Annotated in this window: 21 protein-coding genes and 1 pseudogene; 9 read left to right on the forward strand and 13 right to left on the reverse strand. The window is 62.5% G+C overall.

Translation table 11 applies throughout. The annotated features are described in order from the left end of the window. From TY51_RS03400 to TY51_RS03415, 4 genes and pseudogenes are all read right to left on the reverse strand, one after another. On the reverse strand, positions 1–436 hold a 436-nt coding region (locus tag TY51_RS03400; RefSeq protein WP_231558889.1), incomplete at its 3' end, for a paraquat-inducible protein A. A 40-nt stretch (positions 437–476) separates the two neighbouring features. Continuing rightward, positions 477–2,243, reverse strand: a complete 1,767-nt coding sequence (locus TY51_RS03405; RefSeq protein ID WP_231558890.1) for a sensor histidine kinase — start codon at positions 2,241–2,243, stop codon at positions 477–479. A 34-nt stretch (positions 2,244–2,277) separates the two neighbouring features. Beyond that, positions 2,278–2,843 (reverse strand): annotated as a pseudogene (locus TY51_RS03410) (RNA polymerase sigma factor). Between the two features lie 55 nt (positions 2,844–2,898). After that, on the reverse strand, positions 2,899–3,009 hold the full coding sequence (locus TY51_RS03415; RefSeq protein ID WP_231558891.1) for a NepR family anti-sigma factor: 111 nt from the start codon (positions 3,007–3,009) through the stop codon (positions 2,899–2,901). A gap of 131 nt (positions 3,010–3,140) precedes the next feature. Here TY51_RS03415 and TY51_RS03420 point away from each other — a divergent pair, with 131 nt between their 5' ends. Continuing rightward, the gene (locus TY51_RS03420) at positions 3,141–3,944 is read left to right on the forward strand and encodes a response regulator (protein ID WP_042245896.1); all 804 of its coding nucleotides are present in this window, start codon (positions 3,141–3,143) and stop codon (positions 3,942–3,944) included. Between the two features lie 37 nt (positions 3,945–3,981). Here TY51_RS03420 and TY51_RS03425 read toward each other — a convergent pair whose 3' ends face one another. From TY51_RS03425 to TY51_RS03440, 4 genes are read right to left on the reverse strand one after another with little or no spacing between them, the layout of a single operon-like run. Beyond that, the gene (locus tag TY51_RS03425) at positions 3,982–4,872 is read right to left on the reverse strand and encodes a YihY/virulence factor BrkB family protein (protein ID WP_231558892.1); all 891 of its coding nucleotides are present in this window, start codon (positions 4,870–4,872) and stop codon (positions 3,982–3,984) included. 60 nt (positions 4,873–4,932) lie between these two features. Beyond that, positions 4,933–5,640: a DNA polymerase III subunit epsilon gene (dnaQ, locus tag TY51_RS03430; protein WP_042245898.1), complete on the reverse strand. Its 708-nt coding sequence runs from the start codon at positions 5,638–5,640 to the stop codon at positions 4,933–4,935. Further along, positions 5,633–6,220 carry a dephospho-CoA kinase gene (coaE, locus tag TY51_RS03435; RefSeq protein ID WP_042245901.1) on the reverse strand — a complete coding sequence of 196 codons (588 nt, stop codon included), beginning with the start codon at positions 6,218–6,220 and terminating at the stop codon, positions 5,633–5,635. Before coaE ends, dnaQ begins: the two co-directional genes overlap by 8 nt. Then, positions 6,217–7,071: a shikimate dehydrogenase gene (locus TY51_RS03440; protein WP_042246037.1), complete on the reverse strand. Its 855-nt coding sequence runs from the start codon at positions 7,069–7,071 to the stop codon at positions 6,217–6,219. Before TY51_RS03440 ends, coaE begins: the two co-directional genes overlap by 4 nt. Positions 7,072–7,565: 494 nt before the next feature. On the opposite strand from TY51_RS03440, the gene TY51_RS03445 reads away from it, so the two are divergent. The 8 genes from TY51_RS03445 (at position 7,566) to TY51_RS03465 (ending at position 14,814) form a co-directional block, all read left to right on the forward strand. Beyond that, entirely contained in the window at positions 7,566–8,012 is a 447-nt protein-coding gene (locus TY51_RS03445) for a CopD family protein (protein ID WP_042245903.1), read from the forward strand. A 128-nt stretch (positions 8,013–8,140) separates the two neighbouring features. Further along, the gene (rho, locus tag TY51_RS03450) at positions 8,141–9,412 is read left to right on the forward strand and encodes a transcription termination factor Rho (RefSeq protein ID WP_042245905.1); all 1,272 of its coding nucleotides are present in this window, start codon (positions 8,141–8,143) and stop codon (positions 9,410–9,412) included. Positions 9,413–9,435: 23 nt separating this feature from the next. Then, a complete protein-coding gene (locus TY51_RS24225; protein ID WP_307534386.1) occupies positions 9,436–9,894 on the forward strand; it encodes a hypothetical protein in 459 nt (152 codons plus the stop codon). A gap of 14 nt (positions 9,895–9,908) precedes the next feature. Then, positions 9,909–10,685 (forward strand): GTPase, encoded by a 777-nt coding sequence (locus tag TY51_RS24230; RefSeq protein ID WP_307534388.1) that lies wholly within the window; start codon positions 9,909–9,911, stop codon positions 10,683–10,685. 11 nt (positions 10,686–10,696) lie between these two features. Continuing rightward, positions 10,697–12,556 (forward strand): tRNA uridine-5-carboxymethylaminomethyl(34) synthesis enzyme MnmG, encoded by a 1,860-nt coding sequence (mnmG, locus tag TY51_RS20770; RefSeq protein ID WP_081994688.1) that lies wholly within the window; start codon positions 10,697–10,699, stop codon positions 12,554–12,556. Then, positions 12,553–13,143 (forward strand): 16S rRNA (guanine(527)-N(7))-methyltransferase RsmG, encoded by a 591-nt coding sequence (rsmG, locus tag TY51_RS20775; protein WP_081994689.1) that lies wholly within the window; start codon positions 12,553–12,555, stop codon positions 13,141–13,143. The genes mnmG and rsmG overlap by 4 nt, the downstream gene beginning before the upstream one ends. Beyond that, positions 13,136–13,921 carry a ParA family protein gene (locus tag TY51_RS03460; RefSeq protein WP_042245908.1) on the forward strand — a complete coding sequence of 262 codons (786 nt, stop codon included), beginning with the start codon at positions 13,136–13,138 and terminating at the stop codon, positions 13,919–13,921. The genes rsmG and TY51_RS03460 overlap by 8 nt, the downstream gene beginning before the upstream one ends. After that, the gene (locus tag TY51_RS03465) at positions 13,921–14,814 is read left to right on the forward strand and encodes a ParB/RepB/Spo0J family partition protein (RefSeq protein ID WP_042245911.1); all 894 of its coding nucleotides are present in this window, start codon (positions 13,921–13,923) and stop codon (positions 14,812–14,814) included. Before TY51_RS03460 ends, TY51_RS03465 begins: the two co-directional genes overlap by 1 nt. A gap of 42 nt (positions 14,815–14,856) precedes the next feature. Here the strand turns inward: TY51_RS03465 and TY51_RS03470 are convergent, their stop codons facing one another. From TY51_RS03470 to rph, 5 genes are read right to left on the reverse strand one after another with little or no spacing between them, the layout of a single operon-like run. Further along, on the reverse strand, positions 14,857–15,213 hold the full coding sequence (locus TY51_RS03470; RefSeq protein WP_042245913.1) for a YbaN family protein: 357 nt from the start codon (positions 15,211–15,213) through the stop codon (positions 14,857–14,859). Between the two features lie 3 nt (positions 15,214–15,216). Continuing rightward, a complete protein-coding gene (hemW, locus tag TY51_RS03475) occupies positions 15,217–16,383 on the reverse strand; it encodes a radical SAM family heme chaperone HemW (RefSeq protein ID WP_042245915.1) in 1,167 nt (388 codons plus the stop codon). Then, positions 16,380–16,754, reverse strand: coding sequence for a RidA family protein (locus tag TY51_RS03480; protein ID WP_042245922.1), 375 nt, complete (start codon positions 16,752–16,754; stop codon positions 16,380–16,382). The genes hemW and TY51_RS03480 overlap by 4 nt, the downstream gene beginning before the upstream one ends. Next, complete coding sequence (gene rdgB, locus TY51_RS03485; RefSeq protein WP_042245926.1) at positions 16,747–17,355, reverse strand: RdgB/HAM1 family non-canonical purine NTP pyrophosphatase; 609 nt, start codon at positions 17,353–17,355, stop codon at positions 16,747–16,749. Before rdgB ends, TY51_RS03480 begins: the two co-directional genes overlap by 8 nt. Beyond that, positions 17,352–18,065: a ribonuclease PH gene (gene rph / locus TY51_RS03490; protein ID WP_042245930.1), complete on the reverse strand. Its 714-nt coding sequence runs from the start codon at positions 18,063–18,065 to the stop codon at positions 17,352–17,354. The genes rdgB and rph overlap by 4 nt, the downstream gene beginning before the upstream one ends. Positions 18,066–18,134 lie beyond the last annotated feature (69 nt).

The raw sequence follows: 18,134 nt of genomic DNA on the forward strand, positions 1-18,134 counted from the left end.
CCTGCGCCAGCGGCACCAGCGTGTAAAGCAGCAGGAACGACCGCAGGATCGGCAGGCCGATGATCATCGCGAGCACGGCCAGCACCAGCGGCAGCAGCACCCCGTCGGCAAAGGCCAGCGCCACGTCGAACAGAGAGCTGGCGTTGCCGAAGCCCATCGCAGACACTTCCAGGAACGGAAAGAACACCGCCCCCACCAGCAGCACCATCGAGGTGAAGGCCAGCGCGATCAGCTGTGCGAATGCACCGTCGCGCGGTTTGGCCAGCACCGTGCCGCAGCGGATGCAGCGCGCCGTCTCTCCGGCGTCCAGATCCTCCTGGACGTGCAGGGCGTCGCACAGCGGGCAGGCGATCAGCCCCTCTCCGGTCGACAGGTCGTATGTTTGTTCGCGTTCCATGCGCCCGAAGATAAGCCCGCCGGCCCGCGGTGCAAGCATGGCGCGAACAGGGCACGCAGAATTGCACGCAGGCGCGGCGCTAATGCCGCGATCCGGCACGGGCGGCCGATGTCAGGACGACCTGTCTGGGGTTGTTGCCCGCCGCCGAACTGCCCTGACCCAGCCTGAAGGCCAGCGCCAGACGATAGCAGCCGGGCTGGCTGTCGGATGACACGTCGCCCTCCAGCTGCATCGAGAACGCCTCGATCAGCTGGCTGCCCAGACCGGTGCCGCCCGCGGCCTCGTCCGGGCCGGTGGAGTTCACGACCTCCAGCAGGCCCTGTCCCGGCGTGGGCGAGGTCAGCGACACGCGCACCCACGGATCGCTTCCGTCCGCGGGGGTGCCCGCGTATTTCATGGCGTTGGTAAAGGCTTCGGTCGTCAGCAGGGTCAGCGGCACGGCCTGGTCAGGCAGCATCGTCAGCGGCTGGATGTCGGTCTGCACCTTCAAGTGGCGACCTGCGCTGGCCGATGCGGTGGTCAGCTGGGCGATGATGTCGGTGATCAGCCGGTCGGCATAGACCTGATCCAGCTGCTCGGCCTGGTACAGGTTGCGATAGATCGTGGCCAGCGCCGCCACACGGTCCTGGACCGAGCGCAGCACGCGCTTGGCGTCGCGGTCATCGATCAGGCGGCTTTGCATGTTGATGATCGAGGCGATCAGCTGAAGGTTGTTCTTGACCCGGTGATGGACCTCTTTCAGCAGGACGGTCTTTTCGGCGACAGCCTGTTCCATCGCCTCTTCATCGCGGATCAGGATGCGGGCCATGTTGTGGAACGTCTGGCTGACATCGGCGATTTCCGTCGGCGCGTCCGTCAGGACAGGCGGCGGGCTGTCGCGGTTGCCGATGGCAAAGCGCCGCATCTGCCCGCGCAGGACGGTGATGTGGCGCAGGACCAGCCGGAACACCGCAAAATACGCGACCGCCAGCGACACCACCCACAGCGCCACCGGCAGCATGACCGCGCCGAACCGTGACAGCTGGAACAGGCCCACGCCGGCGATGCTGGGGCTCCAGCTGCCAAGGGCATAGACCAGGCCGGGGACCACGGGCACGACGGTAAAGACGCGCATCTCTCCGTTGTTGGCGCGGGTGCGGAAGGTTGCCTCTCCCTGTCCGGGCAGGCTGACCAGGGGCACGTCGCGGGGCAGCAGGTCGGCCGGATCGTCGCCCTGGGTGGTATCGGCGATCAGCACCCGGCCCGAATTGTTGAAGGTCAGGATGCGCGCGCCTTCGGTCCCGAAATCCATCGCATGGGTCGACCGCAGCAGCTCCTGCGTCAGCGACAGGGCGGTCAGGCCCAGGAATTCGCGGTCCCGATACAGGGGCTGCAGCACGACCACGACGGGTTCGTTGCTGACCGGCCCCTGGGCCATGGCGGTCACGGCGGTCATCGGGTTCTGCATGAAGTCACGCAGCATGTCGCTGTCCGACAGGTCCAGCTGCAGGTCGTCCGGACCGGCCGAGCTGCAGCCGACGCGACCATCCACCGGCACGAAGGCCGCATGGCGATAGGTGCCGCTGCGCTGGACGAAATTGCGCAGCAGGTCCGAACACATGCCGGGCTGGCCGGTGCTTTCCAGAATGGCGGGCCCCAAGGCGTCGGCCGCGCCAAGGGCGCTTTGCAGCAGCGCCCGTTCCCCGGCGGCGGCGGAGGCCGTGCGGCCCAGCAGGGCGATTTCCGCGCTGCGTTCGGCCTCGCGGGACAGGTGCAGGTTCTGGACAAGAGAGATCAGGCCGATCGGCAGGATCGCGATGGACAACAGCGCCCCGAGCCGAAACCCGAGACGCCGCGTGAATTCCATCCGTTGGGTGATCCGCCTCAGCACACCCCCTGCCTCAGCGAGAACTGTAGTTGTTTTGCGCCATGACGGCCAGGGTCGCCTGGTCGGTCATGCTCAACTCCTCGCCCTGTTCCAGGTGCAGCAGTTCGGCCAGCTTGCGGCGCCCGCGATTGGCGCGAGACTTGACGGTGCCGACCGCGACCTTGGTCATCTCGGCCGCTTCCTCATAGGAGAAACCCGATGCGCCGACCAGGATCAGCGCCTCGCGCTGTTCGTCGGGCAGCTTGTCGAAGGCCACGCGGAAATCGCGCAGGGCCAGGCGGCCGTCATGGTCGGGCCGCGTCGCCTGACGGGCGGCATGAATGCCGTCGCTGTCGCTGACTTCGCGTTTCGTCTTGCGACGCGACGAATAGAAGGTGTTGCGCAGGATCGTGAACAGCCAGGCGCGCAGTTGGTGCCTGCCTGAAACTTGTCCATGTTCGTCCACGCCTTGACGATCGTGTCCTGGACCAGATCGTCGGCGGACGCCCCCTCGCGGGTCAGCGACAGCGCGAAGGCCCGCAGGGCGGGCAGGTGATCGACCAGCTGGTCGCGCGGGTGAACCGAGGAAGGATTGGTCATGGAAATGAAACACCGGTAAGCTTGGGGATCGAGGAACGCCGGGCCGGGAAACGGATCATTCCTGTTCCTTCAGCTTCTTCAGCAGTTCAAGAAACCGATCCGGGATCTGGTCCGTTGCGTCCTGTTCATAGACGCGTTTCAGGTTTTCATCGATCTGCTTTTCCACAGCCGCTCTCCTGCGGTCGTCTCGCTTTGGTGTCATATTGGTGTCAGTCCCGACAAACTTGTGCGCACAGCATGCAACCGATAGGGGGTTCAGTTGGTTCCCTGCAATACGCGATTTAAGAGGACTGTGTAATGACTGTTGCCGATCTGGCCCAATCCATCGGGCGCGAGCTTCCGTTTCTGCGTCGCTATGCGCGCGCCCTGACCGGCAGCCAGCGCGCCGGCGACAATTATGCAGCCGCCACGCTGGAGGCGATCCTGACCGATCGCAGCGTTCTGGACGGCGAAGACGACCTGCGCATCGCGCTGTTCAAGACGTTCCACGTGATCTGGCAAAGCTCGGGCCAGCCGGTGGATGATGCCGACATGTCCGAACGCGAGCGTCGCGCCCAAGGCCATCTGCGCGGCCTGACCCCCAACTCGCGCGAGGCGCTGCTGCTGCGCACGATCGAGGAGCTGCGCGCCGACCAGATCGCCCGCGTGATGCAGATCGACGCCGCCGAGGCCGAAGAGCTGGTCCAGATCGCCCTGAACGAGATGGGCCAGGCCCTGCGCGGCAAGGTCATGGTCATCGAGGACGAGATGATCATCGCGATGGACCTGAAGGGCATCGTGCAGGCGATGGGCCATGACGTCACCGGCGTCGCCCGCACCCACACCGCCGCGATCGAGCTGGCGGGCAAGCATCGCCCGGATCTGATCCTGGCCGATATCCAGCTGGCCGACGGATCGTCGGGCGTGGACGCGGTCAACGAGCTGTTGGGCAGCATGGGCGACATTCCGGTGATCTTCATCACCGCCTTCCCGGAGCGCTTGCTGACGGGCGACCGTCCTGAGCCGGCCTTCCTGATCTCCAAGCCCTACAGCGAGGAGCAGGTGCGTTCGGCGGTCAGCCAGGCGATGTTCTTTGCCTCGACCGCAGGGCTCAGCGCCTGAAGATAAGGACTGGGGCGCCCCGACCGGGCGCCCCTTTTCACTTGGCCTTCTCGGCCAGCAGCTCGTCAAAGCCGCGCCGCGCCTCGCGTGCCGCACGCATCCGGCGGCGTCGCGCCAGTTCCACGTTGATCAGCGCGCCCAGCAGTACCGAAAACCCCGCCAGATAGAACCACATCAGCAGCGCCACCACGGTCCCGATCGAGCCATAGATGCGGTTGTAGCTGTTGAAGCTGCCCAGATAGGCCGAAAACGCGATCGACCCCGCCGACCACAGCACGGCCGCGAACAGCGCGCCCCAGGTGAAGATCGGCGTCCGCGGCGTCTTGACGTTGGGACCATAGCGATACAGCACGCCGATGGTGACGATCACCAGCAGGAACATCCCCGCCCAAGGCAGCACCGTCAGCAGCGATGCCCGCACCGGCGCGAATACCATGAAATTCAGCAGCACCGGCACCACCACGATGGTCGCCAGCCCCGCCAGAGAGATCCCCACGATCACCAGTGTCAGGGCATAGGCCAGCACGAAACCGAAGATCGTCGAATGCGCCCGCACGCCATAGGCCGCGTTCAGCCCCCGGATCAGCGCGTCCACCCCGGCCCGCGCCGCGATTGTCGCGATCATGAACGAGATGAACGACGTCCAGCCGACCGATGTCTGGCCGTTCTGGGTCAGGGTCGTCACCTGGTCGTCAACGATGTCGGACGCACCGTCGGGCAGGAATTCATGCGCCACATCCAGATAGGTCAGGACCACCAGCGGATCGAACCACAGGCTCCACAACGCGATGATGGCGGCAAGGCCCGGAAACACCGCGAACATCGCATAGAACGCGACTCCCGCCGCGATCAGCGTCATGTGGGTCTTGTCCATCCGTTCGAAGATGGCGCCCCAGAACGATCCCAGATCCCGCAGCCAGTCCAGCATCCCGCCCCGCATCCCTTTTTGTCAGCATGGTCCGCGAAATGCGCCCGCGCAAGACTGCCGTCAGGTCGCGGCGAAGCGCGCCCAGACCGCGTCGTCACCCAGCTTGGCGACGAACTGTGCATGGGCCTGCGCCTCTTCCGGGGTCAGGCGGGACGGCAGGGGGCGGGGACGTGCGGCGCGCGGACGCATCTGGCCATCGGGGCTGCGGTCGGCGTCGTCCTGTGCACCGGGCTTGTCCAGCACCAGATCGGGCTGGCGGCCGCCGATCAGTTCCAGATAGACCTCGGCCAGCAATTCGCTGTCCAGCAGCGCGCCGTGCAGTTCGCGGCCCGAATTGTCCACGCCAAAGCGGCGGCACAATGCGTCCAGCGTCGCGGGCGATCCCGGGAATTTCTCGCGCGCCAGCATCAGCGTGTCCAGCGCCCGCGCCCAAGGCAGCGGCTTGTGCCCGGCGCGTTTCAGTTCGGCGTTCAGGAATTTCATGTCGAAGCTGGCGTTGTGGATCACCAGCTTGGCGTCATCGGCGATGAAATCGATGAAATCCTTGACGATTGCCGCGAATTTCGGCTTGTCGCGCAGAAAGTCGTCGCCCAGGCCGTGGACGTCGAACGCCTCTTTCGGCATCGACCGTTCGGGGTTGATATAGACGTGGAACGTGCGCCCGGTGGGCAGGTGGTTGATCAGTTCCAGCGCGCCGATCTCGACGATGCGATCGGCGCCTTCGGCGTCGAATCCGGTGGTTTCGGTGTCCAGGACGATCTCACGCATGGGGGGCAACCTCGTTCACGATGCGGGCGACGGCGGCACGGGTGCCGTCCAGGCTGTCGGTCGGAATGATCCAGTCTGCACGCGTACGCTTGTCCGCATCGGGCATCTGGCGCGTCAGGATCATGGCCAGCGTATCGCCCGTCATCCCCGGACGCGCAAGCACGCGGGCGGCCTGGGTTTCGGGGTCGGTGGACACCACCGCCACCCCGTCCAGGTCCGGGGGCGACGCGCTTTCGAACAGCAGCGGGATGTCCAGGACGACCAGGGGTGCGCCGACATGTCGCGCCAGGAAATCCTGCCGGTCCTGGGCCACCAGGGGGTGGACGATCCCCTCCAGCCGGGCCAGCGCGCCGGGATCGGCGGCCAGCGCGGTCTTTAGCGCGCCACGGTCGATGCCACCGTCACAGAGCGCAGTCGGAAAGGCCGCGGCGACCGGCGCCACGGCCAACCCGCCGGGGGCGTACAGGCGATGGACGGCCTGATCGGCGTCCCAGACCGGATGCCCAAGGTCACGAAACATCTGCGCGGTGGTCGATTTGCCCATGCCGATGCTGCCGGTCAGGCCAAGGCGGAAGGTCATTCCAGCGCGACCCGCCGCGCTTCGTCGTCGACATCGGGGCGTTGGCCGAACCAGCGTTCAAAGCCAGGCGCCGCCTGATGCAGCAGCATCCCCAAGCCGTCCACGACCCGGCATCCGCGGGCCTGCGCCTCGGTCAGGAAGGGGGTCATCAGGGGGGTATAGACCAGATCGGTGACCAATGCGTCGGGTGACAGCGCGTCCAGCGGCACACGCAGCGGCTGCTTGCCCTGCATGCCAAGCGAGGTGGCGTTGACCACGGTCGTGGCGCCTTCCAGCATGTTGCCGACCTGCGCCCAGTCATAGACGACCAGCCGCGCGCCGAATTCGGCCTTGATCTGTTCCGCCCGCAACCGCGTCCTGTTGGCGATGCGCAGTTCCTTGACGCCGCTGTCCAGCAAGGACGCGACCACAGCGCGTGCCGCGCCGCCCGCGCCGATCACCGCCGCAGGACCCAGATCGGGCTGCCAGTCGGGTTCGTTCTGCCGCAGGTTCGCGATGAAGCCATAGCCGTCGGTGTTGTCGGCATGGATCTTGCCGTCGGCCCGAAAGATCAGCGTGTTGGCGGCCCCGATCAGGGCGGCGCGGTCGGTGACAGTGTCCGCCAGGGTCAGCACGGCCTCCTTGTGCGGAATTGTGACGTTGGCACCGACAAAGCCGGCGCGCGGCAGGATGCGCAGAACCTCGGCCAAGTGTTCGGGCATCACCGGGATCGGCACGTAATGGCCGGGCAGGCCATAGCGCGCCAGCCAGTGCCCGTGCAGGCGCGGAGAGCGGGAATGGGCGATGGGCATGCCGATCACGCCCGCCAGGGGCGCGTGGGTGATCTGGCTGGCAGGCAGGTCGTCTTGCATCGGCTTGATCATCACATGGCGTCTTTCGGGGCAGACTAGGCACAGTCAGGGCGTGGCGAAAGCCCCTGTCGGCATGCCGCGATCTTTCTGTGGTAGCGACGGCGCGGACCCGCTGTGGACAAGTCTTCGGGGGAATCGGCGCCGGGCTTGGTGGCAACTGGCGTCAATCCCCGTCGTGCACTGATTTCGCCCTGGAACAAAGCAAAAACGGCAGAGGCTTTTCCACAGGGGGACGAATCGGGCGGCTCGATCGGGCGTCCTGTGGAGGAATCAGCGGTCAAATCATTATCCGCAAAGTTATCCACATATGATCGCTTTGTTTACAAACGATTTTCAGGTCGCCTTGCCGCTTTCGCACATGCTTGTCCACAACGACCGATTCTGAGGAAATCACGGTGAACAGAGTCCATTTCCTGCTATCCACAGGCCCTACTTCAACAACATTCCTTTCTTTATCTTTCTTATTTAAGAGAAGACCGAAGAGAGGTTTCGCGATGTTCGACGGACTGGCGCTGATTTATCCCTACGTGAAGGCGTTCCACGTCATGGCTGTCATCTCGTGGATGGCGGGGCTGTTCTATCTGCCCAGGCTGTTCGTCTATCACGCCGAACGGCGGGCCGGATCGACAGAGCCTGTGGCCAGCTTCGTCATCATGGAAGAGAAGCTGCTGCGCGTGATCATGAACCCGGCGATGATCGCCACCTGGATCAGCGGGCTGGCCCTGGTGATGACACCGGGCATCGTCAGCTGGGACATGACCTGGCCTTGGGTCAAGGCGGCCTGCGTGATCGCGATGAGCGTGTTCCACATGTGGTGCGCGGGCGAGCGGCGGCGTCTGTCGGTCGGAACCGCGCGGACAGGGCGGTCATACCGGATGATGAACGAGGTTCCGACCCTGCTGATGGTCGGGATCGTGACCGCGGTGATCGTCAAGTTCTGATCGAAAAGATTGACTCACGACCGACGGGGCCTTATCTGCGCCCCCAACCCCGGCCGTCCGGTGCGGGATTCCCTTGAACACCTGTCTGCTCCGTCCGATACGTCGCGCGGCCGAAAGTTTGCATCAGAATGACCGAAGAACGCCTGAATCTGTCCGACCTCAAGGCAAAAAGCCCCGCCGACCTGCTGTCGATGGCCGAGGAATGGGAGATCGAGAACGCCTCGACCATGCGCAAGGGCGAGATGATGTTCTCGATCCTGAAGGAGCATGCGGAAGAGGGCTGGGAAATCGGTGGCGGCGGCGTGCTGGAGGTCGTCCAGGACGGCTTCGGCTTCCTGCGGTCGACCGAGGCGAACTATCTGCCCGGACCGGACGACATCTACGTCAGCCCTGACATGATCCGGCAGCATTCGCTGCGCACCGGCGACACGGTCGATGGCGTCATCCGCGCACCGGGCGACAACGAGCGCTACTTTGCGCTGACCAAGGTCGAGACGATCAACTTCGAGGATCCGGAGAAGGCTCGTCACAAGGTTGCATTCGACAACCTGACGCCGCTGTACCCTGACGAGCGCCTGAACATGGAGCTTGAGGATCCGACGACCAAGGACCGCAGCGCGCGGATCATCGACCTGGTCGCGCCGATCGGCAAGGGCCAGCGGTCGCTGATCGTGGCACCGCCGCGGACCGGCAAGACGGTCCTGTTGCAGAACATCGCGCATTCGATCGAGAAGAATCACCCGGAATGCTATCTGATCGTCCTGCTGATCGACGAGCGTCCCGAGGAAGTCACTGACATGCAGCGCAGCGTGCGCGGCGAGGTTGTGTCGTCAACCTTTGACGAACCGGCCAGCCGTCACGTGGCCGTGTCCGAGATGGTCATCGAAAAGGCCAAGCGTCTGGTCGAGCACAAACGAGATGTTGTGATTCTTCTGGATTCGATCACAAGACTTGGTAGGGCGTTCAACACTGTTGTCCCAAGCTCGGGCAAGGTGCTGACCGGCGGCGTCGATGCGAATGCGTTGCAGCGCCCCAAGCGCTTCTTCGGCGCAGCGCGCAATATCGAAGAGGGCGGCAGCCTCACCATCATCGCGACAGCGCTGATCGATACCGGGTCGCGCATGGACGAGGTGATCTTCGAGGAGTTCAAGGGCACCGGTAACAGCGAGATCGTGCTGGACCGCAAGGTTGCCGACAAGCGCGTCTTCCCGGCGATGGACATCCTGAAGTCCGGCACCCGGAAAGAGGAACTTCTGGTCGACAGCAAGGACCTGCAGAAGACCTATCTGCTGCGTAGGATCCTGAACCCGATGGGCACCACCGATGCGGTGGAATTCCTGATCTCGAAAATGAAACAGACCAAGAGCAACGCCGAGTTCTTCGACTCGATGAACGCCTGACGAGGCAGCCATGGACCTGATCTTTGCGGAAGCCACCCCGCCGGCGGGGGGGAGTTGCCGTCATTCGTCTGAGCGGCGAAGGTGCGCGGCATGCCGCTGAGCGCCTTGTCGGGGAAATGCCAACGGCCCGCCACGCGTACTTCCGGACCTTGGCTGATAACGAAGAACCCATCGACCAGGTTCTGGCGATGTGGTTTCCCAAGGGACAAAGCTTTACCGGAGAAGAAGTGGCCGAACTGCACCTGCATGGTGCACCCGTCATTGTGCGTCGCGTTGGTTCTGCATTGTTGAGCATGGGGGCGCGGCCGGCGGAAGCAGGCGAATTCACGCGCCGGGCGTTTCTGAACGGCCGTATGGATCTTGCGGAGATCGAGGGTCTTGGCGATCTTCTGGCTGCCGAAACGGAAGCGCAGCGCAAGCTGGCGCTGCGTACAACCAGCGGTGAGTTAGCTCGGAAAGCGGAGGCCTGGCGTGGCTGCTGATCGAAGCAGGAGCATTGGTCGAGGTCAGCGTCGATTTCGCCGATGAGGATGTTCCGCATGACATTCCTGACCGCGTGTTCGATGCCGTTGCGGAGCTGCGGTTGGCACTGCAAGCGGAGTTGGATGGGTTTTCGTCTGCGGAACGCATTCGCCTAGGGTTCGAGGTGGCGATCATCGGACCTCCGAACGCCGGAAAATCGAGCCTCCTGAACAGATTGGCGAAACGCGACGTCGCTATCGTATCTGATCGCGCTGGAACGACACGCGATGTGATCGAATTGCAATATGATCTGAATGGCTTGGCAGTTAGCTTTCTGGATACGGCGGGTCTTCGAGAGGCAGCTGACGAAATTGAGGAGATCGGCATTGGCCGCGCGTTTGAGCGGGCCAGATGTGCTGATCTTCGAATTCATTTGTCGGACGATGCGACGGCTGTCAAAGACCTGTGGCAGGATGGCGACATCGTTGTTTCAGGTCATGCTGATCTTGGTCGCGTCGGATCTAGTCTGGCCATCTCTGCAGTGACCGGGCAGGGTATCGGCGAATTGTTGGACGCGGTCGCGGGCGCTCTGTCACACCGGGTATCATCTGCCGGGCTGATTAGCCACGAACGGCAACGGGCGGAACTCATCGATGCAGTGGCGGCATTGGATGGCATTGAAGGTCTGCCCGGAGAGCTTGTCGCCGAAAAGCTAAGGATGGCAAACGGATCTTTGGACCGGCTTCTTGGCAGAATCGGCGCGGATGACTATCTTGATCTGATCTTCTCATCCTTTTGCATCGGTAAGTGAGGCTGTTTCACGTGAAACATTATGACGTAGCGGTGATCGGCGCTGGACATGCCGGTCTGGAGGCGGCAACGGCCGCAGCCCGCCTTGGCGCGAGCGTCGCCTTGGTCACCATGCGTCAGGAGGATATCGGAACACTCTCCTGCAATCCGGCCATTGGTGGGCTTGGTAAGGGCCATCTGGTCCGTGAGATCGACGCAATGGACGGTGTCATGGGCCGCCTGGCTGACCAAGCCGGTATTCAGTTCAGGCTGCTGAACCGTCGTAAGGGACCTGCCGTGCACGGACCTCGGGCACAGATGGATCGTGGTCTCTATCGCGCAGCGGCGTGGTCACTGGTATCCAAGTACAAGGGCATTGATATTGTTTTTGGGGAGGTTACTGACCTTCTTGGTGACACACGAAGAGTCAATGGGCTGCGTTTGGGTGACGGCACGAAGGTTCCTGCTCAGTGCGTGATCCTGACCAGTGGAACCTTTCTGAACGGGACAATACATGTAGGTGATGTTAGCCGGCCAGCCGGTCGGTGGGGCGATAAAGCTGCGAATCGTCTGGGGGATAGTCTTTCCAAATTCGATCTTCCGCGCGGTCGCCTGAAAACGGGCACGCCACCCAGATTGAAAAAGTCCTCAATCGCATGGGAATCCCTAGAGGCGCAGCCAGGTGACGAGGTTCCGGTAACGTTTTCCTATCTTCCGGCAGGCCGACTGGCGCAGCAGATAGAGTGCAGGATCACCCATACGAACGAAACGACGCACAAGATTATTCGTGACAACATCATGAAATCTGCAATGTATGGAGGGCATATTAGCGGCCGTGGTCCGCGGTATTGCCCCTCTATCGAGGACAAGGTTATTCGATTTGCGGACAAAAGTTCGCATCAAATCTTCCTCGAACCGGAGGGTGTCGATAGTGATATCATATATCCCAACGGAATCTCGACGTCGCTCCCGGAAGCAGTGCAATTGGACTATGTACGGTCCATTCGCGGTTTGGAGAATGCTGAAATCACTCAGCCTGGCTATGCCGTAGAGTACGACTACATTGATCCTACCGCACTCGATGCAACTTTGGCAGTGAAGTCAGTTTCCGGACTGTTCCTTGCTGGCCAGATTAATGGCACGACGGGATACGAAGAAGCGGCTGCTCAGGGATTGGTTGCTGGATTGAACGCCGCCTGTGCAGCGCTTGAAAGACCATCGGTTACCTTTAGCCGAGCAGAAAGTTACATCGGCGTGATGATCGATGACCTTGTCTCTCGTGGTGTTACAGAACCATATCGGATGTTTACGTCCCGCGCGGAATTCCGACTCTCGCTCAGAGCAGATAACGCGGACCAGCGACTTACCCCAATTGCAGTGGCATTGGGGTGCGCTTCGAATGAGCGAATAGAGGCATTTGAGTTGCGCCAAACTGCTTATGCGAAGGCACGCAGCACGACTGAGAAAATTCTTCTTTCGCCTTCGCAGCTTTTGCGTGCTGGGTTCAATGTTACGCAGGACGGACAAAGAAAGTCTGTCTTCAGTCTTCTCGGTCAAGCCGATATTGATACCAACAAACTTGCTGAGATTGTTACTGAGCTGAAAGATATCTCTTCTGTAACACTTTCTCAGCTGGAAACCGACGCGCTGTATAGCCAATATACTGAACGCCAAGCTCGTGATGCTGCCGCATTGAAAGATAGTGAGCAAGTGGTACTTGACCCGCACTTGAATTACAGAACGCTCGGCGGTCTTTCCACCGAACTAAAGGCCAAGTTGTCGGCTGTTCGTCCGCGCAATGTGGCGGAGGCGGCTAAGATCGAAGGTGTGACCCCTGCGGCCTTGACGCTTTTGATAGCGGCATCCCGGTCGAAAAAGGTCGACGTTGCATGATGGATGTTTCACGTGAAACACTTGAGAAACTTTCAAGTTACCAATCGTTGGTCGAGAAATGGAATACAAAGATAAATCTTGTATCCCCGACAACGATACCTCACTTTGCATCTCGGCACGTTGCTGATAGCGTTCAGATCCTCGACCATCTTGACGATTTATCGGGCCACTGGGCTGACCTTGGTAGTGGGGGTGGACTTCCAGGAGTTGTCGTCGCAATCATGGCCGGAGACGAATTGAAGGTAACTCTGGTCGAAAGTGACCTAAGAAAGTCTGCGTTCTTGCGGACTGTAATACGCGAATTGTCATTGCATAATACGTCCGTGATTTCCGAGCGTATTGAGCAGCTACAGCCGCTAGAAGCCAACTATATTTCCGCGCGCGCATTAGCGCCACTTTCCGTTCTTTTGTCCATGGTGGACAGGCATATGCTCTCAGATGGCACAGCCCTGCTGATGAAAGGACGTGCGTGGGAGAGTGAATGTGCGGACGCTCGAAAACATTGGCAATTTGATCTCCGCAGCTTTCAAAGTAAAACCGACCCAGAAGCGGCCATTCTGAAAATCAGCGGAGTCTCGCATGCCTGACCAACACATTGTGGCAATCGCAAACCAGAAGGGTGGCGTTGGTAAAACCACGACTGCTGTAAATCTGGGCGCGGCTTTGGCCGAAGCTGGTTATCCGACTATCCTCATTGATCTGGATCCCCAGGGAAACGCCTCTACAGGGCTGGGAATCACGGCGGATAAACGCGACTACACAGTCTACGATCTTTTGACTGGCGAGACTGATCTCATGTCGGCGGCTGTGGCGACATCCTTGCCTAATCTCAGGGTTGTTCCATCAACGTCGGATCTGGCATCTGCCGATGTGCAGCTGGCCCAAGTTGCAGATCGCACCAAGCTGCTGGAGAAGCAGTTGGCTGCTGCGCCTGCGGGAACGATTGTGCTGATCGATTGCCCTCCGGCGCTTGGTCTGCTGACGGTCAATGCCATGGTTGCGGCGTCCAGTGTGCTCGTTCCGTTGCAAGCGGAGTTCTACGCGTTGGAGGGGTTGTCGCAACTGCTCGGAACGGTCAAACAGGTCAGACAAGGGGCCAACCCAAGGCTCCGGATCAACGGCATTCTGCTGACGATGTCAGATTACCGCAATAACCTGTCCCAGCAGGTTGAGGCGGATGCACGCGAAACCCTAGGTGATCTTGTATATCCCACGGTAATTCCCCGGAATGTTCGGGTATCTGAGGCACCGTCCCATGCGCAGCCCGTACTTGTTTACGATCCTACCTCCAAGGGCAGTATCGCCTACCGTCAATTCGCGGCCGAATTCACGGCACGCCTGAAACTGATCCCGGAGATTGCGTGATGTCGGACAACAAGATTGCAAAACGGGGCCTCGGACGAGGTCTTTCGGCATTGATGGCGGACATGGATCTCGGGGACAATCCGCCTGCAGCCCCGACACGGGATCGGATGATGATCCCGATCGAGCAAATTACAGCAAACCCCGATCAGCCGCGCCGCAGCTTTGATCCCGATGCCCTGCAGGAACTTGCCGCGTCACTGCGTCAACGGGGTGTTCTTCAGCCGCTGATCGTTCGTCCGCACCCCCAGGACAAAGAATTGTTTCAGATCGTCGCTGGTGAGCGGCGCTGGCGCGCCGGTCAGATGGCGCAGTTGCACGAAATGCCGGCCATCATCCGTGAAATGTCGGACACCGAGGTTCTGGAAGTCGCCATCATCGAAAACATCCAGCGCGCCGACCTCAATGCCATCGAGGAGGCGGCATCGTTTCGCCAACTGATGGATCGGTTCGGCCACACGCAGGAAAAGCTGGCCGAAGCGTTGAACAAAAGCCGCAGCCATATTGCCAACCTGCTCAGGCTCCTGTCACTCCCCGATTCAGTGCAGGACATGGTCAAGGACGGCAAGCTCAGCGCCGGTCATGCCCGGGCGTTGATCACGGCGCCCAATGCGGCACAGCTTGCGCGCCGGGTCAGTGAAAAGGGCCTTTCGGTGCGCGATACCGAAGAGATGGTCCGCAAGCTCTCGCAGACCGATGGTGAAAAGCCGCGAAAGGGTTCGCGGACCCTTGCCAAGGATGCCGACACCAAGGCTCTGGAAGCTGATTTGGGGGCGCATCTCAAGATGCGGGTACAGATTTCGCATGCTGGAACGGACGGGGGTCAACTGACGATCACCTATCGTGATCTGGACCAGTTGGACGAGCTTTGTCAGCTTCTGGGCGGGAACCGATAGGCACATCTAGTGCCAACTAGGGTCAGAACCACTATATCTTGGTTATCGGCTAGGACGCGTGACCAGAAACACAGCGACCAAACCACACACGCCCGCCTGTGTGCCGACCACCCATAGCGGCATCCCGACCCACCACGATATCCCCACGCCGGATGTCATCGCAGTGATGGCCCAGACCTTCGCCAGCGGCCCGACAACCCCACGCTCCTGCCAGGCACGCACGGGGGGGCCATAGGTCGGGTGATCCAAGATGCGCCGTTCCAGCGCCGGAGAGGACCGTGCGAAGGCCCAAGCCGCAACCAGCAGGAAGGGAACGGTCGGCACCACGGGCAAGGCGACGCCGACGATCCCGAACAGGGCGAACAGCCAGCCGATCATCAGCCAGATCCTGCGCCGCATCTGTCAGGCCGCCAATTCGCGCAAGATCGCGTTCAGCACGGGTCGCCCTTGCCCGGTGGCTCGGATCCGGCCTTCGCTGCGTTCGATCATTTCTAGGTCGATCAACGATTTCAGGGTGTCCTCGTCCAAATGCTGGCCAGAAATGCCCGCATAGCGGGCCTCGTCAAGACCCTCGGTCAGGCGCAGGGACATCAGCAGATACTCGGTCGCCTGTTCCGCGGCGGGAACCATGTCCCGCGGCATCTCCCCTGTTCCAGCCGACTCCACCGCCTGCAACCAAGCACCGGGCATGTGATGCGCTTCGGTCGCAACGCGACCGCCAGGCAGGGTCAGACGACCATGCGCGCCCGGACCGACGGCTGCCCAGTCCCCTTGGCGCCAATAGACCAAGTTGTGGCGACTCTCTGCGCCGGGGCGGGCGTGGTTCGAAATCTCATAGCAGCCCATGCCGGCCGCGTCGCACAGGTCCTGCGTGTCGAAATACATGTCTGCGGACAGGTCGTCATCGGGCAAGTCGCGCAGCTTTCCGGCCGCAGCCCGCGCGCCAAAGGCCGTGCCCGGCTCGATCGTCAGCTGGTACAGCGACAGGTGATCCACCGCCATGGACAGCGCCTCGTGCAGCTCTGCCCGCCATGCGGCGCGATCCTGGCCCTGACGGGCATAGATCAGGTCAAAGCTGACCCTGTCGAACACGCTGCGGGCGACATCAAACGCCGTTCGGGCCTCGGCCACGGAGTGCATGCGGCCAAGCCGGTGCAGGTCGGTGTCGTTCAGCGCCTGGATGCCCATCGACAGGCGGTTCACGCCGGCATCGGCAAAGCCGCGGAAGCGCCCCTTTTCGACGCTGGTCGGATTGGCCTCCAACGAGATCTCGATATCGTTGGCAAAGCCCCACCCGGCCTGTGCCGCGCGGATCACCGCATCGACCGTCTCTGGCAGCATCAGCGACGGCGTGCCGCCGCCAAAGAAGATGCTGCCCAGATGCCGGTCCGGCGTCTCGGCGGCCAAGCGGGCGATCTCCGACGACAGGGCATCGGCCCATCGGCGCTGATCAACATGGGCCACGACATGGCTGTTGAAATCGCAATAGGGGCATTTGGCCGCGCAAAATGGCCAGTGGACGTACAGGCCGAACCCCCCGGCGCGCCAGTCCTCATCCGGAACCGTCATCCGCGAAACGCCGTGACTTCGATCTCGACGCGCATTTCCGGGCGGATCAGGCCCGCCACAACCATCGTCGCGGCGGGCCGGATGTTGCCAAGCGCGTCTGACAGGGCAGGGGCTATCACGTCGACCAGTGCGGCATCGGTGATCGTGTACTGCACCCGCACGATGTCGGCGGGCGCAAAGGCCGCCTGATCCAGCACGGAGAAGATCGTCGTGAAACAGTTGCGCGCCTGCTGGCAGGCGTCGTTCGGCATGGTCATGTCGGCATAGTCATAGCCGGTCACACCCGACACGAAACACCAGTCGCCCTTGACCACGGCACGGCTGTAGGCCAGCCGCGCCTCGAAGGGCGATCCGGTGGTCAGCCTATGCAAAGCAGGCCTCGATCATGCGCGCCACGGCGCGGGCGCGGTGGCTGAGGCTGTTCTTGGTCTTGGCGGGCATCTCACCCATGGTGACCGGGTGTCCGTCGGGCTGGAAGATCGGGTCATAGCCGTGACCCTCGGCACCGCGCGGCGGCCAGACGACCTGGCCGGGCAGGACGCCTTCGAACACCTCTTCGTGGCCGTCGGGCCACATCAGCACCAGCGTGCAGCGGAACTGCGCACGGCGCGGGGCAGGGGCGTCCACGGCCTCCAGCTCGCGCCACGTGCGCTCCATGGCCATGGCGAAATCGCGCCCTTGGGGCGTTTCGGCCCAATCCGCGGTCTGCACCCCGGGCGCACCGCCCAATGCATCGACGCAGATGCCGCTGTCGTCCGACAGGACGGGCAGGCCGGTCGCCTGCATGGCGGCGCGGGCCTTGATGCGGGCATTGCCGACAAAGCTGTCCTCGGTCTCCGCAGGTTCGGACAGGCCCATCTGGGCCGCACCGACCACCTCGACGCCATAGGGGGACAGCAGCGCGCGCATCTCGTCCAGCTTGCCCGCGTTGTGGGTGGCGACCAGCAGGCGCTTGTCGGTGAACTGCCTCATGCGACGGCGGCCTTCTGGGCTGCGACCAGATCGGCCATCCCGGCCTCGGCCAGGTCCAGCAGGCGGCCCATCTCGTCACGCGAGAAGGTCGCGCCCTCGGCCGACATCTGCACCTCGATCAGGCGACCCGCGCCGGTCAGCACAAAATTGCCGTCGGTCCCCGCCTCGCTGTCCTCGGCATAGTCCAGATCCAGCAGCGGCTGGCCTGCATAGATGCCGCAGCTGACCGCGGCCACGTGGTCCAGGATCGGGTCGCTGGAGATCGCGCCGGCCTTCAGCAGCTTGTTCACGGCCAGCCGCAGCGCGACCCAGCCCCCGGTGATCGACGCGCAGCGGGTGCCGCCATCGGCCTGGATCACGTCGCAGTCGATGCTGATCTGGCGTTCGCCAAGCGCGCTGCGGTCGATGCCGGCGCGCAGGCTGCGCCCGATAAGCCGCTGGATTTCCTGCGTGCGGCCGGATTGCTTGCCCTGTGCGGCCTCGCGGCGGTTGCGCGTGTTCGTCGCGCGTGGCAGCATGCCGTACTCGGCCGTGACCCAGCCTAGGCCGGTGCCCTTCAGGAACCGCGGCGGATTGTCCTCGATGGTGGCGGTGCACAGGACATGCGTGTCGCCGCACTTGATCAGGCACGACCCCTCGGCGTGGCGCATCACCCCGGTTTCAATTGAAATCGGACGCATTTGGGCTAGATTCCGGCCGGACGGGCGCATGACTGTTCCTTTTCGTGAAGTTAGGATGCCCATACCGCCCGGGGGCACCATCACGCAACCCCACCGGGG

This window comes from Paracoccus sp. PAMC 22219 (assembly GCF_000787695.1).
In the GTDB taxonomy this organism is placed as follows: Bacteria; Pseudomonadota; Alphaproteobacteria; order Rhodobacterales; family Rhodobacteraceae; genus Paracoccus.

Coding starts and splice junctions, on each gene's coding strand:
- TY51_RS03465 (WP_042245911.1), top strand. CDS start 13,921: ATGTCGGACAACAAGATTGCAAAACGGGGCCTCGGACGAGGTCTTTCG.
- TY51_RS03425 (WP_231558892.1), bottom strand. CDS start 4,872: ATGCTGGACTGGCTGCGGGATCTGGGATCGTTCTGGGGCGCCATCTTC.
- rho (WP_042245905.1), top strand. CDS start 8,141: ATGACCGAAGAACGCCTGAATCTGTCCGACCTCAAGGCAAAAAGCCCC.
- dnaQ (WP_042245898.1), bottom strand. CDS start 5,640: ATGCGTGAGATCGTCCTGGACACCGAAACCACCGGATTCGACGCCGAA.
- TY51_RS03405 (WP_231558890.1), bottom strand. CDS start 2,243: ATGGAATTCACGCGGCGTCTCGGGTTTCGGCTCGGGGCGCTGTTGTCC.
- TY51_RS03445 (WP_042245903.1), top strand. CDS start 7,566: ATGTTCGACGGACTGGCGCTGATTTATCCCTACGTGAAGGCGTTCCAC.
- TY51_RS03470 (WP_042245913.1), bottom strand. CDS start 15,213: ATGCGGCGCAGGATCTGGCTGATGATCGGCTGGCTGTTCGCCCTGTTC.
- TY51_RS03420 (WP_042245896.1), top strand. CDS start 3,141: ATGACTGTTGCCGATCTGGCCCAATCCATCGGGCGCGAGCTTCCGTTT.
- rph (WP_042245930.1), bottom strand. CDS start 18,065: ATGCGCCCGTCCGGCCGGAATCTAGCCCAAATGCGTCCGATTTCAATT.
- rdgB (WP_042245926.1), bottom strand. CDS start 17,355: ATGAGGCAGTTCACCGACAAGCGCCTGCTGGTCGCCACCCACAACGCG.
- TY51_RS03440 (WP_042246037.1), bottom strand. CDS start 7,071: ATGCAAGACGACCTGCCTGCCAGCCAGATCACCCACGCGCCCCTGGCG.
- hemW (WP_042245915.1), bottom strand. CDS start 16,383: ATGACGGTTCCGGATGAGGACTGGCGCGCCGGGGGGTTCGGCCTGTAC.
- rsmG (WP_081994689.1), top strand. CDS start 12,553: ATGATGGATGTTTCACGTGAAACACTTGAGAAACTTTCAAGTTACCAA.
- coaE (WP_042245901.1), bottom strand. CDS start 6,220: ATGACCTTCCGCCTTGGCCTGACCGGCAGCATCGGCATGGGCAAATCG.
- TY51_RS03460 (WP_042245908.1), top strand. CDS start 13,136: ATGCCTGACCAACACATTGTGGCAATCGCAAACCAGAAGGGTGGCGTT.